The 22,542-nt window shown below is 61.0% G+C and carries 26 protein-coding genes; 15 read left to right on the top strand and 11 right to left on the bottom strand.

Annotated features, from left to right (window positions below; genetic code table 11):
• Positions 1-84: 84 nt before the first annotated feature.
• A complete protein-coding gene (locus AC1RTP_RS25465) occupies positions 85-1,176 on the top strand; it encodes an anhydro-N-acetylmuramic acid kinase (protein WP_498611437.1) in 1,092 nt (363 codons plus the stop codon).
• A gap of 132 nt (positions 1,177-1,308) precedes the next feature.
• Here the strand turns inward: AC1RTP_RS25465 and erpA are convergent, their stop codons facing one another.
• From erpA to rplM, 5 genes are all read right to left on the bottom strand, one after another.
• On the bottom strand, positions 1,309-1,665 hold the full coding sequence (erpA, locus tag AC1RTP_RS25460) for an iron-sulfur cluster insertion protein ErpA (protein WP_028102302.1): 357 nt from the start codon (positions 1,663-1,665) through the stop codon (positions 1,309-1,311).
• Positions 1,666-1,723: 58 nt separating this feature from the next.
• Complete coding sequence (locus tag AC1RTP_RS25455; protein ID WP_498611436.1) at positions 1,724-2,413, bottom strand: DUF6776 family protein; 690 nt, start codon at positions 2,411-2,413, stop codon at positions 1,724-1,726.
• A complete protein-coding gene (gene argC / locus AC1RTP_RS25450) occupies positions 2,414-3,451 on the bottom strand; it encodes an N-acetyl-gamma-glutamyl-phosphate reductase (RefSeq protein WP_498611435.1) in 1,038 nt (345 codons plus the stop codon).
• A 103-nt stretch (positions 3,452-3,554) separates the two neighbouring features.
• Positions 3,555-3,947, bottom strand: coding sequence for a 30S ribosomal protein S9 (gene rpsI, locus AC1RTP_RS25445; protein ID WP_028102305.1), 393 nt, complete (start codon positions 3,945-3,947; stop codon positions 3,555-3,557).
• Positions 3,948-3,956: 9 nt separating this feature from the next.
• Positions 3,957-4,385, bottom strand: a complete 429-nt coding sequence (rplM, locus tag AC1RTP_RS25440; protein WP_028102306.1) for a 50S ribosomal protein L13 — start codon at positions 4,383-4,385, stop codon at positions 3,957-3,959.
• Between the two features lie 223 nt (positions 4,386-4,608).
• Here rplM and AC1RTP_RS25435 point away from each other — a divergent pair, with 223 nt between their 5' ends.
• From AC1RTP_RS25435 to AC1RTP_RS25420, 4 genes are read left to right on the top strand one after another with little or no spacing between them, the layout of a single operon-like run.
• Positions 4,609-6,024 carry an alpha/beta hydrolase gene (locus tag AC1RTP_RS25435; protein ID WP_498611434.1) on the top strand — a complete coding sequence of 472 codons (1,416 nt, stop codon included), beginning with the start codon at positions 4,609-4,611 and terminating at the stop codon, positions 6,022-6,024.
• Positions 6,021-6,755, top strand: a complete 735-nt coding sequence (locus AC1RTP_RS25430) for an ABC transporter ATP-binding protein (RefSeq protein WP_498611433.1) — start codon at positions 6,021-6,023, stop codon at positions 6,753-6,755. Before AC1RTP_RS25435 ends, AC1RTP_RS25430 begins: the two co-directional genes overlap by 4 nt.
• On the top strand, positions 6,752-7,936 hold the full coding sequence (locus tag AC1RTP_RS25425) for an ABC transporter permease (protein ID WP_498611432.1): 1,185 nt from the start codon (positions 6,752-6,754) through the stop codon (positions 7,934-7,936). The genes AC1RTP_RS25430 and AC1RTP_RS25425 overlap by 4 nt, the downstream gene beginning before the upstream one ends.
• Positions 7,937-7,966: 30 nt before the next feature.
• Positions 7,967-8,389, top strand: coding sequence for an OsmC family protein (locus AC1RTP_RS25420; RefSeq protein WP_498611431.1), 423 nt, complete (start codon positions 7,967-7,969; stop codon positions 8,387-8,389).
• On the opposite strand, the gene AC1RTP_RS25415 is transcribed toward AC1RTP_RS25420, so the two are convergent.
• Positions 8,376-8,936 (bottom strand): flavodoxin family protein, encoded by a 561-nt coding sequence (locus AC1RTP_RS25415; protein WP_498611430.1) that lies wholly within the window; start codon positions 8,934-8,936, stop codon positions 8,376-8,378. The two genes, AC1RTP_RS25420 and AC1RTP_RS25415, sit on opposite strands and share 14 nt — an antisense overlap.
• Positions 8,933-9,406 carry a DUF2938 domain-containing protein gene (locus tag AC1RTP_RS25410; protein WP_498611429.1) on the bottom strand — a complete coding sequence of 158 codons (474 nt, stop codon included), beginning with the start codon at positions 9,404-9,406 and terminating at the stop codon, positions 8,933-8,935. Before AC1RTP_RS25410 ends, AC1RTP_RS25415 begins: the two co-directional genes overlap by 4 nt.
• Before the next feature lie 66 nt (positions 9,407-9,472).
• Between AC1RTP_RS25410 and AC1RTP_RS25405 the strand changes: the two genes are divergently transcribed.
• The 4 genes from AC1RTP_RS25405 (at position 9,473) to AC1RTP_RS25390 (ending at position 11,876) form a co-directional block, all read left to right on the top strand.
• Positions 9,473-9,880, top strand: a complete 408-nt coding sequence (locus tag AC1RTP_RS25405; protein ID WP_498611428.1) for a helix-turn-helix domain-containing protein — start codon at positions 9,473-9,475, stop codon at positions 9,878-9,880.
• A gap of 76 nt (positions 9,881-9,956) precedes the next feature.
• On the top strand, positions 9,957-10,808 hold the full coding sequence (locus tag AC1RTP_RS25400) for a DUF2167 domain-containing protein (protein WP_498611427.1): 852 nt from the start codon (positions 9,957-9,959) through the stop codon (positions 10,806-10,808).
• Positions 10,805-11,545: a hypothetical protein gene (locus tag AC1RTP_RS25395; protein WP_498611426.1), complete on the top strand. Its 741-nt coding sequence runs from the start codon at positions 10,805-10,807 to the stop codon at positions 11,543-11,545. Before AC1RTP_RS25400 ends, AC1RTP_RS25395 begins: the two co-directional genes overlap by 4 nt.
• Positions 11,546-11,648: 103 nt before the next feature.
• Entirely contained in the window at positions 11,649-11,876 is a 228-nt protein-coding gene (locus AC1RTP_RS25390) for a hypothetical protein (RefSeq protein WP_498611425.1), read from the top strand.
• Between the two features lie 24 nt (positions 11,877-11,900).
• Here the strand turns inward: AC1RTP_RS25390 and coq7 are convergent, their stop codons facing one another.
• Complete coding sequence (gene coq7, locus AC1RTP_RS25385) at positions 11,901-12,539, bottom strand: 2-polyprenyl-3-methyl-6-methoxy-1,4-benzoquinone monooxygenase (RefSeq protein WP_498611424.1); 639 nt, start codon at positions 12,537-12,539, stop codon at positions 11,901-11,903.
• Positions 12,540-12,579: 40 nt separating this feature from the next.
• Positions 12,580-13,026: a hypothetical protein gene (locus tag AC1RTP_RS25380; RefSeq protein ID WP_498611423.1), complete on the bottom strand. Its 447-nt coding sequence runs from the start codon at positions 13,024-13,026 to the stop codon at positions 12,580-12,582.
• A gap of 224 nt (positions 13,027-13,250) precedes the next feature.
• Between AC1RTP_RS25380 and AC1RTP_RS25375 the strand changes: the two genes are divergently transcribed.
• The 3 genes from AC1RTP_RS25375 (at position 13,251) to AC1RTP_RS25365 (ending at position 18,184) form a co-directional block, all read left to right on the top strand.
• Positions 13,251-14,144, top strand: a complete 894-nt coding sequence (locus AC1RTP_RS25375) for an ABC transporter ATP-binding protein (protein ID WP_498611422.1) — start codon at positions 13,251-13,253, stop codon at positions 14,142-14,144.
• An 11-nt stretch (positions 14,145-14,155) separates the two neighbouring features.
• Positions 14,156-17,731, top strand: coding sequence for an ABC transporter permease/M1 family aminopeptidase (locus tag AC1RTP_RS25370; protein WP_498611421.1), 3,576 nt, complete (start codon positions 14,156-14,158; stop codon positions 17,729-17,731).
• Positions 17,732-17,800: 69 nt separating this feature from the next.
• Complete coding sequence (locus tag AC1RTP_RS25365) at positions 17,801-18,184, top strand: DUF3597 domain-containing protein (protein WP_498611420.1); 384 nt, start codon at positions 17,801-17,803, stop codon at positions 18,182-18,184.
• On the opposite strand, the gene AC1RTP_RS25360 is transcribed toward AC1RTP_RS25365, so the two are convergent.
• Positions 18,185-19,120: a LysR family transcriptional regulator gene (locus AC1RTP_RS25360; protein WP_498611419.1), complete on the bottom strand. Its 936-nt coding sequence runs from the start codon at positions 19,118-19,120 to the stop codon at positions 18,185-18,187.
• A gap of 73 nt (positions 19,121-19,193) precedes the next feature.
• Between AC1RTP_RS25360 and AC1RTP_RS25355 the strand changes: the two genes are divergently transcribed.
• From AC1RTP_RS25355 to AC1RTP_RS25345, 3 genes are read left to right on the top strand one after another with little or no spacing between them, the layout of a single operon-like run.
• Complete coding sequence (locus AC1RTP_RS25355; protein WP_498611418.1) at positions 19,194-20,219, top strand: NADP-dependent oxidoreductase; 1,026 nt, start codon at positions 19,194-19,196, stop codon at positions 20,217-20,219.
• Positions 20,216-20,899, top strand: a complete 684-nt coding sequence (locus tag AC1RTP_RS25350; RefSeq protein ID WP_498611417.1) for a hypothetical protein — start codon at positions 20,216-20,218, stop codon at positions 20,897-20,899. The genes AC1RTP_RS25355 and AC1RTP_RS25350 overlap by 4 nt, the downstream gene beginning before the upstream one ends.
• A complete protein-coding gene (locus tag AC1RTP_RS25345) occupies positions 20,896-21,429 on the top strand; it encodes a hypothetical protein (RefSeq protein ID WP_498611416.1) in 534 nt (177 codons plus the stop codon). The genes AC1RTP_RS25350 and AC1RTP_RS25345 overlap by 4 nt, the downstream gene beginning before the upstream one ends.
• Here AC1RTP_RS25345 and AC1RTP_RS25340 read toward each other — a convergent pair.
• Positions 21,426-22,541, bottom strand: coding sequence for a succinylglutamate desuccinylase/aspartoacylase family protein (locus AC1RTP_RS25340; protein ID WP_498611415.1), 1,116 nt, complete (start codon positions 22,539-22,541; stop codon positions 21,426-21,428). The genes AC1RTP_RS25345 and AC1RTP_RS25340 overlap by 4 nt on opposite strands.
• Position 22,542: the final 1 nt, after the last annotated feature.

The raw sequence follows: 22,542 nt of genomic DNA, 5'->3' as shown, positions 1-22,542 counted from the left end.
AGGGGGAGAAGAGACAGGACAAAAGGCGCACAAAAGTGCGCCTTTTGTCCGTTTGCTCGACCTGACCCCGACTTACAATAAGGTATGAGCCTATATATTGGAATGATGTCGGGTACCAGCCTGGACGGCGTCGATGGCGTCCTGGTGGACTTCTGGGCGGGTGCTGCGCGCACCATGTCGGCGGCATACGTGGAATTCCCGCAAGCGCTGCGCGATGAGCTGATGGCGCTGCAGGCCGCCTCCCCCAACGAAATTGAACGCGAGGCGCTGGCTGCCAACAAGCTGGCGGAGCTTTATGCCGATTGCGTCGCTCAGTTACTGGCCAAGGCGGATATGAAATCCGCCGACGTGCGTGCCGCTGGTGCGCATGGGCAGACAATTCGCCACCGCCCCGAACTGGGCTTCACGCGACAGATCATCAACGCATCCCTGCTGGCCGAGCTGAGCGGCATCGATGTGATCGCCGACTTCCGCTCGCGCGACGTGGCGGCGGGCGGCCAGGGAGCGCCCCTGGTCCCGGCTGGTCATAAGGCCCTGTTCGGCAAGGAAGGGAAGACGCGCGTGCTGGCCAATATCGGCGGCATCGCCAATATCTCCGTGCTGCATAAGGAAGGCGCCGTGGGCGGCTACGACACCGGCCCCGGCAATGTGCTGATGAATGCCTGGATCTCGCGCCACAAAGGCGTGGAATTCGACGATAACGGCGCCTGGGCCGCGTCGGGCAAAGAAGTGCCGGGCCTGCTGGCCGCGCTGCTGTCGGAGCCCTACTTCGCCCTGCCCGCGCCGAAAAGCACTGGTCGCGACCTGTTCCATGCCGACTGGCTGGACGCCCATTTAGCGCGCTTCCCGGAAGCCAAGCCCGACGATGTGATGTTCACCCTGATGCGCCTGACAGCCGTCAGCCTGGCGCGCGAAATCGCTCCGCATGGTGTGGATGCACTCTATGTTTGCGGCGGCGGCGCCTACAACGCCACCCTCATGCGCGAACTCCAATTGGAGCTGGGCGAAGCCACCAAAGTCCAATCAACCGATGCGCTGGGCGTCCCGCCCAACCGAGTGGAAGCAATGGTCTTCGCCTGGCTCGCCTACCGCTTCGGCGAACGCCTACCCGGCAACCTGCCATCGGTCACCGGCGCCCGCGGCGAGCGCATCCTCGGCGCCCTCTACCCCCGTTAACGCACGAGCCCGTGTCCCACCATGGGGTCACACCCCAAATGAGACACGGGCTCAGCAATTAGCAGCAGAGTCCGTGTCTCAAATCGGGTGTGACCCCAAGGTGGGACACGGGCTGAGCCGTAATTGGATTGCTTATACGGAGAAGGAGGAACCGCAGCCGCAGGTCGAAGTTGCGGATGGGTTCTTGATCACGAATTGTGCGCCTTCCAGGTCGTCTTTGTAGTCGATCTCGGCGCCTACCAGGTATTGGTAGCTCATCGAGTCGATCAACAGCTGGACGCCGTTCTTCACCATGGTGGTGTCGTCTTCGTTGACGATTTCGTCAAAGGTGAAGCCGTATTGGAAGCCGGAGCAACCGCCACCCTGCACGAATACGCGCAGCTTCAGGTCTGGATTGCCTTCTTCTTCGATCAGTTGCGCTACTTTCTCGGCCGCGGCGTCGGTGAAAACGATCGGTGCCGGAATCACGTCTTCGGCTACTGCAGTCATGTGTTACTCCTACTTAAAATCAGTTGTCCCATTATAGTCCATGCCGGAGCTGGCCGCTTTAGAGGCTGTGCACTGTCGTTGCCTCAGTGGCAACGATTTTTCCTTTTTCCGACAGGCTTACCTTGACCGCGCTAGCTGTGACGCCTTCCGGCAGCTCTAAAGTGCCATCGACGCGCTGGTAGCGGTCCACTTTCAATTCGTAGCGCTCGGCCCCCTCTTTCGGGTACTCGAGCACGGTTTTCTTGCCATCCTGGGTCACGGTCACCGCCAGCTTGAGCTTGCCTGTGAAAGCCGATGGACCTTTCTTCTTCGCCCCATATTGGAGCAGAACCGTGTAATGCAAGAGCTTTGGCGATGCCATGCGCGCTTGCATGCCGGCGATTAACAGGCCGGCGCCGGCAGGTGCTGGTTCAAGAATGTCTTCCAGCAAGGCCAGGTCGGCATTCAACTTTGCCAGTTCGGCATCGGATGCTGCATTCTGCGCGGGCGCTGCTGCGGCGGGCGAAGGCGCTGCTTTCAGCTTTTCAGCCAGGGCATCGCGCTCGGCGGTCATGCGGGCCAGTTCCAGCTCGGTTGCAGCGAGCTGCTTTTTCACCGAAGGACTGGACTCGCCCTGCGACACGCCAATCACGCGCTTGCCCAGGTCGACACCCCACATCGCCAGCACGCCGCCGGCGACCAGGACCGCAGCCAGGCCGACCACGCGCGCCAGCATCGGCACACGGGCCTGTTCAGCAGCAGCTTCCACTTATGGCATCAGGGCGATGGTTTGCAGGCCCAGGCCCTCATCGAGGCCGAACATCAGGTTCATACACTGCACTGCCTGGCCGGACGCGCCTTTCACCAAGTTATCCTGCACCACCAGCACGATCAGGGTGTCGCCATCGTTCGGGCGATGCAGCGCCAGGCGCAGCATATTGGCGCCGCGAGTGCTGCGGGTTTCCGGGTGTGAGCCCCATGGCATGACATCGACGAACGGCTGGTCGGCGTACGCGTCTTCGAACAGCTTTTGCAGCGATTCGTTCGATACGTCCTTATTCAGGCGCGCGTACAGGGTCGAGTGCATGCCGCGGATCATCGGGACCAAGTGCGGGGTGAAAATCAGGTTGACCTTCTCGCTGGTGTAGCGCTGCAGCTGAGCCGCGGTTTCCGGGGTGTGACGGTGGCCGCTCACGCCGTAGGCCTTGAAGTTGTCCGATGATTCGGAGAACAGGGTGCCGATTTCTGCTTTGCGGCCAGCGCCGGACACGCCGGATTTGCAGTCGGCGATCAGGTGCCCGGCGTCGATCAGGCCCGCCTTCAGCAGCGGTACGAAGCCCAGCTGCATGGTGGTTGGGTAGCAGCCTGGGTTGGCGATCAGGTTCGCTTTCTTGATGTCTTCGCGGTTCAGCTCTGGCAGGCCGTAGACGGCTTGCTCCAGCAGCTCCGGCGCGGTGTGGTCGATCTTGTAGGTCTTTTCGAACACTGCGCGGTCTTTGATGCGGAAGTCCGCTGCCAGGTCGATCACTTTCACGCCTTTGGCCAGCAGCTCTGGCGCTTGCGCCATGGCGACGCCATGCGGGGTGGCGAAGAAGACCACGTCGCACTGGGTCAGGTCCACCTTGTCCGGCGAGGAGAAGGCGATGTTCACGCGGCCGCGTAGGGAAGGATACATCTCAGCCACCGGCAAGCCGTCCTCTTTGCGCGAGGTGATCGCGGTCAGTTCGACTTCTGGGTGTACGGCTAACAGTCGCAGCAGTTCCACACCCGTGTAACCAGTGCCGCCGACGATGCCTACTTTGATCATGATCTCTTCCTTGCGAAGTAAAAATTAGACGAGGGAGCCATTTTAAGGCAAAAATAAAAAAAGCCGCTGGAGACCAGCGGCTTTTTGTACGAGAGCGTAAAGATTAACGCTTCGAGAATTGCTTTGCGCGACGTGCTTTGCGCAGACCAACTTTTTTACGTTCAACTTCACGCGCATCGCGAGTGACGAAGCCGGCACGTGCCAGGTCGCCCTTCAGGCCTGCATCGTAGTCGATCAGTGCACGGGTGATACCGTGACGCACTGCACCTGCCTGGCCGGACTCGCCGCCGCCGTGCACGTTGACTTTGATGTCGAAACGTTCAACGTTGCCGGTCAGTTCCAGCGGCTGACGGATCACCATCAGGCCGGTTTCACGGGAGAAGTACTCAGCTGCTGGTTTGCCGTTCACGATGATCTGGCCGGTGCCAGCTTTGATGAACACGCGAGCAACTGCACTCTTGCGACGGCCGGTGCCGTAGTTGTAGTTACCGATCATGTCAGTTCCTTAGAATTCGAGTGCTTTAGGTTGCTGGGCAGCGTGTGGGTGGGAACCCTCAGCGTACACTTTCAGCTTCTTGATCATGGCGTAGCCCAGAGGACCTTTAGGCAGCATGCCTTTAACTGCCTTTTCCAGGGCGCGGCCTGGGAAGCGCTGCTGCATCTTCAGGAAGTTGGTCTCGTAGATGCCGCCTGGGTAACCGGAGTGACGGTAGTAGGTCTTCTCGGTTGCTTTGGTACCGGTCACGCGCAGTTTGCCTGCGTTCACGACAACGATGAAGTCGCCGGTGTCAACGTGAGGGGTGAATTCTGGCTTATGCTTGCCGCGCAGTCGGCGTGCCACTTCGCTGGCAACACGGCCGAGGACTTTGTCCGTCGCGTCAATCACGAACCAATCGCGCTGGACTTCATGGCCCTTAGCGGAAAAAGTTTTCATGTTTGAACTTTCTGTGAAAGATAAAAAACGCTCTATCGGTGGTTCCGCCCCTATGCTTCAGCGGACGCAGCCTTCTTGTTTAGTTTTCCCGAGCGAAAAGGAAAGCTGGCGATTATAGCCCGGCCAGGCCCGCTGGGTCAACCCCGTCCTGTACCGCGTTTCCGTTGCTAAGCAGATATTGCCGGGCTACTATGGAACCCCGGAATCTCATGAGGAGACGGCCATGCGTTCGCCCCTGCCGGCCACGCTGTTAGCCATGTTTCTGGCACCGCCACTGGCTCAAGCCCAAGCCGGCAAGGATTGCCACTTGCCCGGCACCGAAGAGGCGCTGCACTGCATCCGGCTGACCGTGCCGCTCGACCACCACGCCCCCGGCGCCACGCTCAACCTGCACGTGACGGTGGCCCCCGCCCTGCGCGAATCGGCGCGGCGCGACCCGCTATTCCTGCTGGCCGGCGGCCCGGGAGAAGCGGGCTCCGACCTGGTGCCCCTGCTAAACAGCACCTTCCGCAAGGTGCGCGCGACACGCGACATCGTGCTGATCGACCAGCGCGGCACTGGATTATCCGGCAAACTCGATTGCAAACCTGGCAAGAATAGCGAGACCGCCACGGAAGACCAGTTGCTCGACCAGACCCGCGCCTGCATCAAGGGGCTGAACAAGCGCTTCAATCTATATACAACGGAGCAGGCCGCGCGCGATATCGAGTCGGTGCGCGGCGCCCTTGGCTATGGCCGCATCAATGTCTGGGGCGGCTCATACGGCAGCCGGCTGGCCCAGGCCTATGCCCGCCTTTTCCCCGGCAGCGTGCGCTCCCTCGTGCTGGACGGGGTGGCCGCGCCCGACCAGGTGGTGCCGGCCGGCGCCCACGACGCCCAGGCTGCGCTGGACGCCCTGTTCAAGCAGTGCGCCGACGATCGGGTCTGCGCAGCCGCCTTCCCTAATTTGCGCGCCGAATTCCAGTCGCTGACGATGCGGCTGACGGCGTCGCCGGCGGCGCTTAGCCTGCCCGATCCGCGCACCGCCGAAACGAGTAAGATTAATATGACCAGCATGCGTTTCGTCGGCACCGTGCAAAACATCCTCTATTCGCAGGCGGACAGCCGGCGCCTCCCCTTCTTGATCCACAGTGCCTACCAGGACCGCTGGGCGCCCTTCATCGCCCGCAGCAATGTGGCGCGCGACTTCTCTGCCGAGGGACCGGCCATGCCGCTGCACCTGGCGGTGGTCTGCGCCGAAGACTTCCCGCGCCTGACGCCGGAATTACTGGAAGAAGACACCAAGGGTTCCTTCCTGAGCGCACCGCAAGTCATGCGCATCGGGAAGATGTGCGAGGCCATGGAAGTGCCGGCCGTGCCGTACAAGGAACCGTCGATGATTGAAGCCCCGGTGCTGCTGATGTCCGGCGCGCTCGACCCGGTGACACCGCCGCGCCGTGCCGAAGCGGCACGCAAATACATGAAGAACGCGCAGCACCTGGTCGTGAAGAACGGCGGACATATCGTATCCCCGCTCGGTTGCTCGCCGCGCCTGCTGCGCCAATTTCTCGACCAGCCAACGGCGCCAGTGAAAGCCAACTGCCTCAACGAAATCCCGGCCCCGACCTTCCAGCTGAATAGCGCAGGACCACAACCATGATCGAAGTCCAAAACCTCTGCAAGCGCTTCGGCAAGGTGCAAGCCCTGGCTGGCGCCAGCTTTGTCGCGCGCGACGGCATCATCACCGCCCTTCTTGGCCCAAATGGCGCCGGCAAGACCACCCTTCTGCGCACCCTTGTCGGCCTGCTTCAGCGCGACCACGGCACCATCTCCATCGACGGCGTCGATCCCGCCGTCGACCCAATGACGGTTCGCCGCAACATCGGCGTACTCACCGACCAGTTTGGCCTGTACGAGCGGCTGACCACGCGCGAATACCTGCGCTACTTCGGCGAGTTGAACGACATGGAAGAATCGGCCATCGAACGCCGCATCAAGGAAACCACGGAACTGCTGTCACTGGAAGACATCATCGACCGCCGCGCCAAAGGGTTCTCGCAAGGCCAGCGCATCAAGGTTGCACTGGCGCGCACCCTGCTGCACCGGCCGCGCCACCTGCTGCTGGACGAACCAAGCCGCGGCCTGGACGTGATGAGCACACGCGCACTGCGCCGCGCCCTCGCCGCGCTGAAGGAGGATGGCTGCTGCGTCATCATGGCAACCCACGTGATGCAGGAAGTGATCCATTCCTGCGACGACGTGATAGTGATCGCCAACGGCACCACCGTCACGCAAGGAACGCCGCAGCAACTGTGCGAACAGGCCGGCCTGACCAGCCTGGAAGACGCTTTCGTGCGCCTGGTCGGCACAGAGGAGGGCATCGAGCTATGAAGCTGAAATTCCCCATCGTCCTGCGCAAGGAACTGACGGAAACCCTGCGCGACCGGCGCGCCCTCAGCCTCCTGCTGATCTTCGTGCTGATGTACCCATTGCTGGTCGGCGGCGTACTGCAGCGCCAGATCGACCGCGCCACCAAGCCCGAACGCGAAGGCGTCGAACTGGCCGTCATAGGCAGCGACCAGGCGCCAACCCTGATGAACCAGCTACGCCAGCGCAATGTAAATATCACCGAGCTGGAACCAATGGGCGAAGAAGACATCAATGCCCTGCTGCGGCGCCAGACCGTGGTCGCCGTGCTGCGCCTGACGCCGGACTTCGCCGAGAACTATCACGCTATGCGGCCAGCACGGGTAGAGCTGTGGTTCGACTCCGCCTCCGACACGCCGCGCAAGATCGATGAAGTCGAATACGTACTGCAGGATTACAGCCGCAATATCGCCGGTGCGCGCTTGCTGGCGCACGGCGTTTCGCCTGCCAACCTGAACCCCGTCCTGTTGCAGCGCTATGACACCGGCACCAGCGCATCGCGTTCGGCCAATACCATCAGCACCATGCTGGGCATCTTCTTCATCCCGGCCTTCATGTTTTGCATGAGTACTGCTGTTGACAGCACGGCCGGCGAACGTGAGCGCCGGTCGCTGGAAGTGCTGATGGCCCAGCCGGTGCGGCCGGCGGACCTTATCATCGGCAAATGGCTGGCGGCCTCCTTGCTGTCGATTGTCGGCATCACACTCGAACTGGCAATTGCGCACGGGATTTTGAAGTGGCTGCCGCTCGAAGAAATCGGCCTGTCCTGGCGCCTGGGCTGGAGCGACCTGGCCATGGTATGCCTGGCCTCCGCCACCCTGTCGCTATTTGCTGCGGCGCTGGAAATCGCACTGGCCATCAACGCCCGCTCGTTCAAAGAAGCGCAAACCCTGGTCAGCTTTACGATGATCGTGCCTCTCGTGCCGGTCGTCGTGGTGCCGATGCTGAACCTGACCAATAGCTGGTGGATGTATATGGTTCCCGTGCTGTCCAACCAGACCTTACTGCGCGAGCTGGCCAAGGGTCAAAGCATCGGCTTGTTGCCCTTCTTGCAAACATTCTTCAGCAGCCTGCTGCTGGCCATGCTGTGCGTCTGGTATACCGAGCGGCGCATGAAGAGCGAGAAATACATGATGACCGTATAATGCCCGGACGGATTTTACGGAGATAAGTCGATGGAAGTGAAAGTCAGCTGGAATGGCCCTTCGGGCATGAGTTTCCGCGCCCAGACCGGCTCGGGCCACATGGTCAATATGGATGGCGCGCCTGAAGGCGGCGGCCATAACCTGGCGCCGCGCCCGATGGAAATGGTCCTGCTTGGCACCGGCGGCTGCACCGCCTATGACGTAGTGCTGATCCTGAAAAAGGGCCGCGCCGACGTACGTGGCTGCGAAGTAACCCTGCAAGCCGAACGCGCCGAGGCCGAACCTAAGGTCTTCACCAAGATCAATTTCCACTTCACCGTGACCGGCAAAGACCTCAAGCCGGAAGTGGTGGATCGCGCGATCACTCTGTCCCACGACAAGTACTGCTCCGCCAGCATCATGCTGGCCAAGACCGCGCAAATCACCCACACCTTCGAAATTATCGAAGCCTGACCAGCGTTTCGGCGAAGTTCTGGCCGAACATCACAGCGGTCTTGATGTCGCCCGCGACGAAGTCGTCGCGCGGCGCGCCATGGCCGGCCTGCGCCATCATCCCCGACCAGGATCCGAGACGATTCGCCGCTTCCTCATAAGGCACGCCGAGCTGCTGTTCCGGCAAAATCGGGTTGCCTACCCATAGCATGCCGTGCTGCATGCAGAAGGTGAACATCGACATCAGCGTCGATTGCTTGTCACCCGCGGGCAGCGAGGACACCGTGAAGCCTGCGGCCAGCTTGCCCTTCAACTGCTGATGGCGCCACATCTTGCCGGTAGCGTCCATAAAGCTCTTGAACACACCCGACACGCCGCCAAGATAGGTCGGCGACCCAAGCAGGATGCCGTCGTACTGCATCAACGACTCGGGCGCACCCGACAGCTCAGAAGCTTTCAGCACATGCACGTCCGTGCCCGCCACACTTTGCGCTCCCGCCGCAATGTGGGAGGCGATGTGCTCCGTGTGGCCATGGGAGCTGTGATAAACGACTGCCAGTTTTTTCATGGTGCGATTCCTTTGACGATCAGTGCGGATAAATAAAGTCCCAGGCCGAAGACGGCGTGGTTGGCCAGGCTGCGCAAGCAGTTCTTGAGCGGCGCCGGGGTCTTGCGCGAAGCCACGCCGAGCCCCATGGACGGCTGCATCACGAACAGCGGCGCGCCAACCGTCGCAATGCCAACCGCCAGCGCAGGTCCGATACTGGGCGCATGCAGCCAGCCGCTGCCCGCCACCGCTACCAGCGCTGCGGCAAACGCCACGCCCGTTGCGTAGTGCACCAGCCAGCCCAGGGCCTGCTCTCCGCCCACTGCCGGCGAAGCGGCAATCGAGTCATGCGCGAAGCGGCCCTGCGCAAGGTGCCCGGCCCAGCGGCCAATGAAGGCCATGTTCATCGTCTTCATGCCTACGCTTTTAAGGAGCAATAGCCATGCATCGAAAACGATGGTGGCGCCAATGCCGATAATGATGAATTCCATTGCAATCTCCCTGGTTGATGGGCACACTGTAGAAGTTGAAGTCAACTTCAAGTCAAGGGGTTTTTGATGGATATCGCCGAAGTTTCGCAACGCTCGGGCATTGCCGCCTCCGCGCTGCGCTATTACGAGAAAAAGGGCCTGATCAAGCCGGCCGGCCGCAATGGCCTGCGGCGGACCTATGCGCCCGGCGTGCTCGATACGCTTGCCCTGATTTCACTCGGCCAGTCGGCCGGCCTGTCATTGGATGAAATTGGCGCCATGTTCACCCCGAATGGCGGCACCTCCATCGACCGCGCCTTCCTGCTGGCCAAGGCCGAAGAAATCGAGGCATTGGCCAAGCGGCTGAAAGCCATGAGCGAGGGATTGCGTCACGCCGCCGCGTGCCCTGCGCCTAGCCACGCCGAATGCCCAAAATTCCAACGCCTGCTGAAGGCCGCCTCCTCCGGCGCTATTGAGCGCAGCCTGCGGATGTGAGAAAGTGCGCATTTTGGCCCAAGCCCCAGCTGCTATCCTTGCGGGTTCATTAAAATAAATCCATAAGGGGTAATCAATGAAGGTTCGTAACTGGGTTCTCGCACTCGCGCTGGTGCCGGTGTTTGCCATGGCGGCGGAAATGACGCCGGAACAGCGCCGCGCAGAATTTGGCAAACTGGAATGGCACGTCGGCCCAAGCTCCGAAGCCATCGCCGGCAAGGCCACGCTGAAAACGCCAAACGAAAAAGTGCAGTTCCTGGACGAGAAGAACTCGCGCCGCTTCCTTGAGTTGACCGGCAACCTCCCGGACAACGGCAACTTCATCGTGAACAGCTCCGAAGGCGGCTGGTGGGCAGACTTCTCTTTCGACCCAAGCGGCTACGTTAAGGAAGGCGAGAAGATCGATGCCGACGCGCTGCTGAAAACCTTGAAGGAAGGCGACGGCCCGGCCAACGAACAGCGCAAGCGCCTGGGCCTGGGCGAACTGCATACTGAAGGCTGGTATGTGCCGCCGCACTACGACGAAAAAACCAAGCAACTTGAATGGGGCCTGAAACTGCGTTCGGATGAAGGCGTAGCGTTGAACTACACCATCCGCCTGCTGGGCCGTACCGGCGTGATGAGCGCGACCCTGGTGTCGTCGCCGGAAACGCTGGATGCCGACGTGGCGAGCTTCCGCAAAGTTCTGGCAGGTTTCGATTACAACGACGGTGAGCGCTACTCCGAATTCCGCGCCGGCGACCACGTTGCCGAATTTGGCCTGGCCGCGCTGATTACCGGCGGCGCCGCCGTCATCGCCACCAAGAAGGGCTTCTGGGCCGCAGCGGCCCTGTTCCTGGCCAAGATGTGGAAGCTGGTCGCCGTCGGCGCAGTCGCCATCGGCGCCGGCATCAAGTCCCTCTTCAAGAAGAAAGAAAGCGGCAATTGATTCAGCTTCACGCCGAGGTCTTGCTGGTGGCAGCCATGTTTGGCCTCTACCTGTACGACTCGGTGCAGCTGCTGCATTCGAATGAAGGCGTGCTGGCGGCCACCCTCTGGGGCCGCTGGTCGCTGCATTTCGGCGCTGAACACTACACCTTGCGCGGCAAGGAACCGTTCCTGCCCAATCCCCTGCTGCCGCATCGCCCTATATTTGCGCTCCTTTGGAAGCAGCAAATACCCGCCCCAAAAGGCGCTCCACAGCGCTGGGCGTCTCCGCCACTCGGCCCTTACAAAGTATTGGCGCCCTTGGTATGGCTCATGGCCATTGCCTTATTCGGACTCATCCCCGCCGGCCTGTTCTCCCGTTTCGGCAACGTCCTGATTGCCGCCGGCATCGTGCTGTTCTACTCGGCCGTCCTGCTCGCGTTGGCCTTCATATGGTTCAAGCGCCGCACCCTGCAACTGGCGCCGCGCCGCATCGGCGCCCTGGCATTCGAGTCGCTCACCTGCCCGCCGTTTGCATTGAACCTGATCCGCCACGTCAGCTGGACCGCACGCCCCGCCGCTGACTTGATCACCACCAGCCGTCACCTGCTGCGCCAGGACGACTGGACCTACACCCTGCCAACCGTCATCAAACGCATCGACAACGCGATCACCTACGAAGACGAAAACACGCCGCGTGCCCAGGCCCTGACCGAATACCAAACCTGCCTCAACCGCGAACTCGCATCGCTAAGCTGATCGCTCAAATTCAGCGGAACTTTCCGCATCCATTCCTGTCCAACCTCAAAGCCTCCCGCAGCAAACTGCGGCAGAGTCTAACCACTGCCGAGCGGGAGGATTTTTGGACTACGAGCAAAGAATCGTGAAGTTAGAGGTGACAGAGGACAATTTGAAAGAAGAGCTAACGCTTCTGCGAGACAGAGTTGACGAAGGATTCAAAGAGGTTCGCGCCGAACAACTTCAGTTGCGTAGAGACTTCGAGAAACTAATTTATTGGGTTGCCGGCCTGACCGTCACCAATATCCTGGCAATCGTCGGGTGGGCCCTGAAAGCAGCCGGACTATTTTGATACTGCAGCGTTTCCGCCGCCGAGTCAGATGTAATAGGTGGTCGAGGTCATGACCTTCGACATTGCCTTCATTGCCAGCTGGATCGGCAGCGGAGTCTTTTCCGCGCCCATGTCTTCAGCCGCTTTGCCGTGCGCGATTTCGTCGACGCGCATTTGTTCGACGATGGCGCGGGACTTGGCGTCCTGCGGCGGCAGGAGGTCCAGGTGGCTGGCCAGGTGGGCCTCAACCTGGCGTTCAGTCTCCACCACAAATCCCAGGCTTTGCTTATCGCCCGCCAGAGCGGCGGCCGTGCCCAACGCGTAGGCGCCGGCATAGAACAAAGGATTCAGGAAGCTCGGTTGCGAACCGAGTTCCGACAGGCGCTGCGCGCACCAGGCTAGATGGTCCTCTTCCTCGCGGCTGGCCTTGTCGAATGCAGCGCGCGCCTCGTCACTTTTGGCAAAGCGGGATTGCGAGTTGTACAGCGCCTGCGCCATCACTTCACCAACATGGTTCACGCGCATCAAGCCCGCGCTGTGGCGATGCTCCTGCTCCGTCATCTCCGCATCGGCCGCATGCACCGCCGGATTCGGTCGCGATGCCGAATGCACGCCAGCCAGCACGCGCAGCGCCTTGTCAGCACCAGTGATGAAACGGTCGAGTGGATTGTGGTAGCGGTTCATGTTGGTTCGTCCAGCTTGTTCGGAAAACCACATTATAGGCTTACGAGCCCTCGCGAAGGATACGCTGCTTCTCCAGCCAGTCGGCAACTGGGCCGCGCACGTCGATTTTGGAAATGTCTTTCGCCACGCCCAGGTTCAGCCCAAGCAGGAAGGGAATCGAATCGACCGGCACTTCGGGCAGGTAGTCCACCATGGCCCGCATGAAGCGCGGCGACTCCAGCGTCTCCACCACCTTGGCGCCGCTCATGAACTGCAGGATGCTGGTCATGCTGTGGCCCGAGCCGATGCTGCGGTAGACGAAACGGTTGAAGGCTTTGTCCAGCGCCTTGAAATCCAGCTGCTCCTTGGTCATCAAACTGGCCAGGTAATACAGCCCGATGGCGGTGCGAAAGAAGCCTGTGGACTCTTTGACGTCCAGCCCGCAACGGGTCACGGTCAGGATTTTCTCCTGCACCTCAGCGTCGAGTTTTGGATGATGTACTTGCATGGCAGGGACTATATAGCAGTTTTGTCCAGATTTGTTCCTTGCGCCGGGGTATCAACCTTGTTACCCTTGAAACTTTAGTGCTAAACCAACACAGGAAGCGCCCTTTCCGTTCCCCGGAAAGCGCATCCTGGGGCGCAAAATGCGCTGGCTATCGCATTCGGGCAAGCGATATGTCGCGTATTCAATACAATGCCATCAAGTGAAAAGGGGTTAGCGGAGCCGCCATGGAATTGCGCATTAAGAATTTATCGAAGACATATGCCAACGGGGTAGTTGCGCTCGACAACGTGTCGCTGACAATTCCCGCCGGCATGTTCGGCTTGCTGGGCCCGAATGGCGCCGGAAAGTCGACCCTGATGCGTACCCTGGCCACCCTGCAGGAATGCGATTCCGGCTCGGTCTTCTTCGGCGACCTCGACGTTCTTGATGAAAAGGATGAAATCCGCCGCCTGCTAGGCTACCTGCCGCAGGACTTTGGTGTTTATCCGAAAGTTACCGCCTACGAAATGCTGGACCACTTTGCGGTCCTGAAAGGCCTGTCCAACCGTGCCCGCCGCCGCGAGGTGGTGGACGGCCTGCTGCAGCAAACCAACCTGTTCGAAGTGCGCAACCAGCGCCTGGGCGGCTTCTCCGGCGGCATGCGCCAGCGCTTCGGCATCGCGCAAGCCCTGCTGGGCGACCCGAAACTGATCATCGTTGACGAACCGACCGCCGGCCTGGACCCGCAGGAACGCGTGCGTTTCCACAACCTGCTGTCCGACATCGGCGAAGACCGCACCGTGATCCTGTCGACCCACATCGTGTCCGATGTGGCCGACCTCTGTTCCAACATGGCCATCATCAACAAAGGCAAGCTGCTGGTCGCCGGCGCCACCCAGCAACTGATCGATGACGTGAGCTGCAAGATCTGGGCGCGCTTTATCGACAAGAAGGAGCTGGCCTACTTCCAGCAGCGCCACGCCGTGATCTCGACCCGCCTGATGTCCGGCCGCACCCTGATCCACGTCTACAACGACGACGATCCGGGCGACGGTTTCGAGGAAGCCCTGGGCGACTTGGAAGACCTGTACTTCGCGACCATCCTCGGCCGCCACGACGTCAGCAACGCCTGCGACTGACCGGGGCCGCCATGTTTGCCATCGCCCTCTTTGAAGCGAAACAGCGTCTCAAGTTGTTTTCCACCTGGGTCTACTTCGGCATGTTCATGCTGCTGGCCATCTTGTGGATGGCGGCAGCGGGCGGCGTGTTCAAGGAAGCCATCGTCACCTTCGGCGGGCGCGTATTCATCAATGCGCCGCGCTCGATCATGCTGACCTCGTCCTTCCTCGGATCCATGGCCGTGATCATCATCGCCGCCATGATGGGGCGCTCGGTGCAGCAGGACTTCGAATACGAAACGCAGCACTTCTTCTTCTCCGCCCCGATCCGCAAATACCAATACATGCTAGGCCGCTTCCTCGGCGCCTGGATGGTGCTGTGCGTGGTATTCCTTTCGATCCCGTTCGGCATCTGGCTTGGAACGCAGGTGCCTGGCATCGATCCTGAACGCCTTGGTCCGTTCAACCTGCTGCACTACCTGCTGCCGTATGCGGTATCGCTGCTGCCCAACCTGTTCATCTTCGGCGCCATCTTCTTCGTGCTGGCCGCGCTGACGCGGCGCATGCTGCCGGTCTACGTGTCCAGCGTGGTCATGCTGGTCGGCTATATCGTGGCCCCGGGCCTGGCCCGCGACCTCGATTACAAAACGCTTGCCGCCCTGATCGACCCGTTCGGCACCACCGCCGTGATTCGCCTCACCGAATACTGGCCGATCGCCGAACGCAATGTGCGCCCGGTGCTGCCGGAAGGCGTCTTCCTGCTGAACCGCGCGATCTGGTCCTCCTTTGCGCTGGTGGCGCTGCTGCTTGGGTACTGGCGCTTCCACTTCGTCAGCACTGTCGATAGCGGCGCGGCGGCGCGCAGCGACAGCGATATGCCCGGCAACCTGACCCAGGCAGCAGTCTCCACCAACGAAAAGCCGGATTTCAAAGCCCGCAGCCTGGGCCTGCTCTTGCTGCGCTTTAGCTTCCTGAACCTGCGTGAAACCACCAAGAACATCTACTTCTTTGTGATCGTACTGGCGGGCGTGCTGACCATGTATGCCGGTGCGCTGGACATGGGTTCGATGTTCGGCACCGGCACCTATCCGGTCACCTACCAGGTGCTGGAACTGGTGACCAATACCTTCACCTTGTTCATGCTGGTCGTGACCGTCTTCTATTCCGGCGAAATGGTGTGGCGCGAACGCGAGCACCGCATGTCGCAGATGCTGGATGCGCTGCCTGTGCCAAGCTGGCTGCCCATCCTGTCCAAGCTGTTTGGCCTGATTGGCGTGCAGGTGCTGCTGCTGTCCATCGTTATGCTGGTCGGCATGTCGATCCAGCTGTTCCATGGTTTCTTCACCTTGCAGCCGGGCCTGTACTTCCAATGGCTCTTCACCGTGCAACTGCCGGCCAGCATCCTGGTGGCCGTGCTGTCGATCACGACACAGGTGCTGGTGAATAACAAATACGTCGCCTACTTCGTGATGATCGTCTACTACGTGGCGACCATCACCTTCTCCACGATGGGCCTCGATCACCCGATGGTGCTGTACGGCGTCACGCCGGAACTGCCCTACTCCGACATGAACGGCTTTGGCCACTTCATGGTGCGTGAGCGCTGGTATGAGCTGTACTGGGCCGGCGCCGCGGTCATGCTGATGGTGCTGACCGTGGTGTTCTGGCCGCGGGGCACCAATGACGAATGGCGCCAGCGTGTCAGCCTGGCGCGCCATGCGCTGACGATGCCGGTGTTGGCCGCCTTTGCCATTGGCCTGGCGGTGTTCCTCGGCGCCGGCGGTGTGCTGTACTACAACCTGCACGTCAATAACTTCAAGACCCACTTCGGCCGCGACGCACAGCGCGCCGACTATGAACGCAAATACCGCCAGGTGCTGGACGTAGCCCAGCCGCGCATCACTGACGTGCGCCTCGGGCTGGACATGTTCCCCGACCAGCGCACGCTAAAGGTGAAGGGCTGGTACCAGTTGGAGAACAAAACGCGGCAAGCGATCAACACCATCTACGTGCAGCAGGACCCGGACGCCGACCTGCAGCCTTTGCAGTTTGGCCGCAAAGCTTTCCGTGTGCTGAACGACACGGAACTGGGCTTTTACAGCTACCGCCTTGAGAAGCCGCTTCAGCCGGGCGAAATGATCTCGCTGGACTTTACCCTGAGCTACGAGCCTAAGGGATTCTTCAACCTGGGCAAGACCACGCCGGTCATGAACAACGGCACCTTCTTCAACAACACGGTGCTGCCGCATATCGGCTACCAGCGCCACGCCGAACTGACCGACCCGCGCGACCGCAAGAAACACGGCCTGCCCGCCAGGGAGCCAGCCCTGCCGCGCGACGATCCGAAAGGCCTCGCCAGTAATTATCTCGGCGCGGATGCGGACTGGGTCACCTTTGAAGCCACCCTCGGCACCGCAGGCGACCAGACCGCTGTGGCGCCAGGCACGATGGTGAAGGAATGGCGCAAGAACGGCCGCCGCTACTTCCACTACAAGATGGACCAGCGCATCCTGAACTTCTACGCCTTCCAGTCGGCGCGCTACGCGATCAAGCATGACTGGTGGCAGGACGTGGGTATCGAGATCTACTACCAGCCAGGACACGAATACAACCTGGACCGCATGGTCAAAGGCGTCAAGGATTCGCTCGACTACTACACGCGCAACTTCAGCCCTTACCAGCACAAGATTGTGCGCATTGTGGAATTCCCGCGCTACGAACGATTCGCACAATCATTCCCTAACACGATCCCGTATTCGGAAGGCGTCGGCTTTATTGCCAAAGTGGACGACAAGAACCCGAAAGACATCGACTACCCAACCTACGTCACCGCACACGAAGTGGCACATCAGTGGTGGGCGCACCAGCTGGTGGGCGGCAATACGCGCGGCGCCACGGTGCTGAGCGAAACCCTGGCCGAATACTCCGCGCTGATGGTGATGAAGAAAAGCTTCGGCCCGCAGCGCATGCGCCGCTTCCTGCGCTATGACCTGATGAAATACCTGTTCGGCCGCGCCACTGAAAACAGCAAGGAACTGCCGCTGGCGGATAACGAAAACCAGGGCTACATCCACTACAACAAGGGCAGCCTGGCGATGTACCAGCTGGCCGATATCGTCGGAGAGGCCAAGGTCAACGAGCTGCTGGCAAGCTTGCTGCGCCAGTACGCTTATCACGGCGATCCATATCCGAGCGTGTCGGTTCTGGTGGATGGTTTGCGCCGCATCGTGCCTCCGGAGCAGGCCTACCTGGTGGACGACTTGTTCAACTCCATCGTACTGTTCGACAACCGCGTGGTCGAAGCGAATGCGACGAAACGCGTCGACGGCAAATACGATGTGACGCTGACCGTGCACGCAGCTAAGCTGCGCTCCGATGAACTAGGCGCTGAGAAAGAAGTGCCGCTGCACGACCTGATCGACATCGGCGTGGATGACAAGGACGGCAACGCCCTGCTGCGTGAACGCAAGCTGATCGACCGTAACCAGTCCACCTTCAAGCTTGTGGTGCCGGGCCGCCCAGCCAAAGCTGGCATCGACCCGGACAACAAATTGATCGATCGCAAGCCAGACGACAATTTGGGCGCGGTGGAAATCATCTCGCGCTAAAGGTTAAGCAACGCACTTTGCGCGCAGCCCATGCTTGTTAAGCTTTCACGCATTGAAAGCGAGGCAATCATGGGCATCCTGAGCAATATTTTCCACAAGATTTTCCCGTCGTCGCACCAAGAGGCCGCCCCAACCCCGGCCTCTGGTGCGCCTGCCAATGCGCAGGCGCCTGCCGCGCCTGCGCCAGCCGCCAAGGCTGAAGTCGATGTCGAAGCAATCCTCAACGAAAAGTCCGCCAAGGCCGGCCAGCCTTTGAACTGGCGCAGCTCTATCGTTGACCTGCTCAAGCTACTCGACCTCGACTCCAGCCTGGCCGCGCGCAAGGAGCTCGCGCACGAGTTGCACTACACCGGCGACACCAACGACTCCGCCGCCATGAACATCTGGCTGCACAAACAGGTCATGAACAAGCTGGAAGAAAACGGCGGCAAGGTACCGGCGGAATTGAAATAACTAGGCCAGCGCTCCGACGAGCTGTTGCAACCATTCAGCGGCATGCGCCCGGTTCCACACCAGCGCCACCTGCTCCACGCACTGGTAAGCGCAGTCGCTGACGTGGATGCGCACCAGCTCCTCATCCTCCAGCGCAAAGTCAGGCAAATAGGCCAGCGCCGCGCCCGATTTAACGAAGCCAAGCAGCAAGTGGATATCGTCGGTCCAGTAGCGGATCTTGCGCGGCAATTGGTCATCGCGCCAGCCATCCGAACGCGCGCCACGCTGCACCCCGCAAAACATTGAACGCGGAGGGCACGCAAAATCGTACGCCAATACCTGTTCCGTGGTCGCCCGCAAAACGCCCGCCGCGGAGGTGACCCGGCGACGGCCTCCGGCAACATCAGCCAGTTGCGCCACCAGCGAATGCCGCTTGCCGCCAACCAGGTGCTGCACCACGCTACCCAGCGGCGTTATCGCCCACTCCTCCGACAAGTGCTCGCCGCGCCCCTCGATCGCCTCCTGCGTAACGATCGCCGCATTCAGGTCGCCGCGCAGCACCGCCGCCAGCGCCTCATCCTCAAACATGGCCTGCATGCGCAAGCTCGCGTGCGGCCAAGCCTGCAAAGCATCCCCCACAGCCCGTCCATGCCGCCACAAGAGGACTGCCGGCCCGCCGATACGGCATTCAATGGCCGCACGCCCGCCGAGCAAATCAGCCCGCGCCTGGTCCGCCAGCGCCAGCAAAGTCTGCGCACGCGCCAGCAAAAATGCCCCCGACTGGTTCAGCACCAGCGCCTTTGCACTTCGATCGAACAGCGGCATGCCCACGTTCTCCTCCAAACGCTTCAAGGCTTTGGAGACTGCGGAAGGCGTAAGATGGCTCTCCAGCGCGGCCGCCGCCAGGGACGGACTGCGCGCCACGCTGACAAAAATGCGCAAATCGGCAAGATTCATTGTTTCCAACCAGGACGCAAACGTTGAATTTAAGTTGCTTTACGGGACACAAAACAAAGCATACCATGCCGCCATGACTACCATTACCCAACGCCAGTGGATCTACCGCCAACAGCCGGTAGGAGCCATCACCCCGGAACACTACGAACTGGTCGAGCAAGCACTCGACACCAACCTTGCCGAAGGCGAGGTACTGCTTGAATCGCGCTGGTTCAGCGTTGATCCCTATATGCGTATCGGCCAATCCACCAAGCCGACCTACGACGCGGATCCGCATCCATTGAACACCGTGCAGCAAGGCGGCGTCGTGGCGCAGGTGCTGGCATCCCGCTCGCCAAGCTTCGCGCAGGGCGACTGGGTATTGAGCTATACCGGCTGGCAGACCCACGCCAAGGCACATGCCAGCACCCTGAAAAAGCTCGATCCGCAAGCAGCCCCAGTGACCACCGCCCTCGGGGTGCTGGGTATGCCCGGCCGCACTGCCTGGTTTGGCCTGACTGAATCCGGCAAGCCGCATGCGGGTGAAGTAGTAGTGGTATCCGGTGCAGCCGGCGCCGTCGGCTCCCTGGTAGTGCAATTCGCCAAACGCCACGGTGCGCGCGTACTCGGCATCGCCGGCGGCCCCGCCAAATGCGCCTGGCTAAAGGAAAAACTGGGCGCCGACTGGGCCATCGACTACAAGGCTTTCACCAGCGCCGACGCATTGAGCGCCGAGATCAAGGCCCTGACCGGCGGCGTCGACGTCTACTTCGATAACGTGGGCGGCATGGTCACCGACGCCATCATCCCGATCATCAACCGCCGCGCGCGCATCGTCATCTGCGGCCAGATCAGCCAATACAGCGGCGGCCTGGAAACTGCCGAAATGGGCCCACGCCTGCTGCAGCACATGTTGTATCAACGCGCCACCATACAGGGCATGCTGGCACGCGATTACCTGCATCGCATGGACGAAATGATCCGCATCGTCGGTCCTTGGGTAAAATCAGGAGACATCGTGTTTGAAGAAACCGTGGTGGAGGGATTCGGACAGCTACCCGCTGCACTGAATTCGCTCTTCACCGGCGAACACCGAGGCAAACTCCTGGTGAAAGCATGAACCCAATTCGACGCACCATCGCAGGTGCATTACTTGCGCTTTGCACGCTTCCGCTCCATGCGGCCGACGCCACTTATGGCAGCCACGGCATGGCCTTGTTCGGCGGGCAGCAAGGTCTGTACGCCTCCCACCTGCCAATGTTCCATGCGCCGCATGACTACCAGGTGATCCTGCAAGTCCACATCGCCGATCCGGCCATCGACGCCGCGCTGCGCAAGCGCCTCGATGGCAAGGATGCGCTGTGGACCATCGATCCCGAGAAGTTTGAACTAAGCACCCTGGCCCCAGAGGCCAAGTCGTCGCGCAAGGAATTCAACGCGAATGTGGTGCAAGGCCATTTCGAACGCGGCGGCAGCACGCAATACAAGGCAGCCAAGGTGGTAATCGACAAGGTGCTTGTATTCCGCCAGCTTGACGACAAGCCGCGCGACGCAAAACTTTCGCGCTACATGCAAGTCGGCAGCGGCACGCAGCGCTTCCTCGTCAAAGAGATCGATACCCGCCCTGACTTCGACCACATCGTGGCCTACCATGCCGCACCAGGCGCTCCGATCGCCCCGATCCAGGTGCGCAAGTGGGGCATCAAGGCAGCCGGCAACGACGCCCTCGCCAAGGCGCTGAATGCGCCAGTGAAGGCAATCGGCGGCACCATTTACTTTGAAACCGAAGATCTGAAATGAGCGTACCGCAAGCATACGAAGGGCTGTGGCGCCGTAAGGGCATCTGGCGCACCGACGGCAGCAACGACCTGGTGACGCCGGTATGGTGGTTCCAGGCGGCCGAATTCCACATTGACTTGCGCATCCCCAGCGACCGCAAGGCGATGACAGGTTTCGCCGGCATCACGGAGGTCGACCGCGACCGATGCGAGTGGCGCCCCGAGATTGCCTACCCCTTCGTCAGCCCCGAGGCAGATGCAGGCTATATGCGCTTCGACAGCGCCGACGCATTGCACGAAGCAGGAGTTGATGGCAGCTATAAGGAAGACTGGTGGCGCGAAGCAGCAGGCCCGGTGACAAGCAGCCGCACCGTGCTCGATGATGGCCGCATCCAGTTTGAAATCGCTTGCGGTGAATTTTTGGCTCGCGCCGTCGGCAAACCGCTCAAGGCTGCCGACATCACGATCTTCCGGCGCGTGCCGAATGGCCTGTGGCGCGTGATCGCTGCCACCACGGCGGCGCGTGAAAACGTGATCGTCGAAAAGCCTTAAAGGCTCAGCAAACTACCGCTGCGGAACGGCTTGGCGCCGGCGATTTTCGCCACGTTCATGCCGCGGATGATGTAGCGATGGGCCAGGCGCGTAAACACCACGCCATCGACTTCCGACTTCAGGTGCGTGGTCTCACCGGTGACCGGATCTACCAGGTCAGCAACCACTTCGCCGACGTGCACGGCATCGCCCACTTCCTTCAGATAGACCAGCAGGCCCGCATGCGGCGCATCCAGGCGCTGCACACCTTCCAGCGGCGTTGGCGCGCAGCCCTGCGCCGGTACGGCAACGTTGCCCGCATCGACCATGCCGCGCACGTGCAGGTAGCCGATGATGGCTTCCGCATCGCACGCCGCCAATTCGTACGTGACTGACGTTTCACCGCGCAATTCAACAGTCGCCGCCATGCAGGCGGAAGGGATCGGGTAGTCCGGGCCGAAATGGGCGGCCAGATCCCACCACAGGCGGCTGCATGCCTCGTCGAACGGCTCGCCTCCGGCGCCGGTGGTGAACAGCACCGCACAGGCTCCGATCAGGTTAGCCAGCGGCTGGGCGATCTCGCACAACGACGTGCCAACGTAAAGGTGCATCTCGCCCTCATTCTCGCAATGCAAGTCGAGCACCACGTCGGCGTCGATCGCCATTTCGAGCAAGTGCTTCTTCAGCGTGGTCGCATCCGAAGTAGGCCGCCACTGCGACACCAATTCACGCAGATGCTGCCGGATCGTGCGCACGTTCGCTTCCGCATCGCTGCCCAACTGTCCCGCCAAGCGAGTTTTCAGATGCTCAAAATAGTGCGGGTAGCCGCGATTGAAATTGATGCCATTGCTCAGGTCAAAGCGCCCGAACGGACGCTCATTGATGACTTGCCCCAGACCGATCGGGTTAGCCGCCGGTACCAGGATCACCTCACCGGTCACTTTGCCCGCAACATCCAGCGCCTGCAAACGCTTACGCAACTCCTGGGCCACCAGCATGGCCGGCACCTCGTCCGCGTGCAACGCGGCCTGGATATAGGCCTTCGGCCCACCCGGCTTGCCAAAGTGGTAGCTGGTCAGTTCGTAGTGAGCCGTGCCATGGGGCGCGGACAGGGGATGTTTGACGGTTTCCATG

This window comes from Pseudoduganella sp. GW821-FHT11H04 (assembly GCF_058807935.1).
The sequence above is the reverse complement of the archived record's forward strand: the minus strand, read 5'-3'. Positions and strand labels throughout refer to the sequence as shown.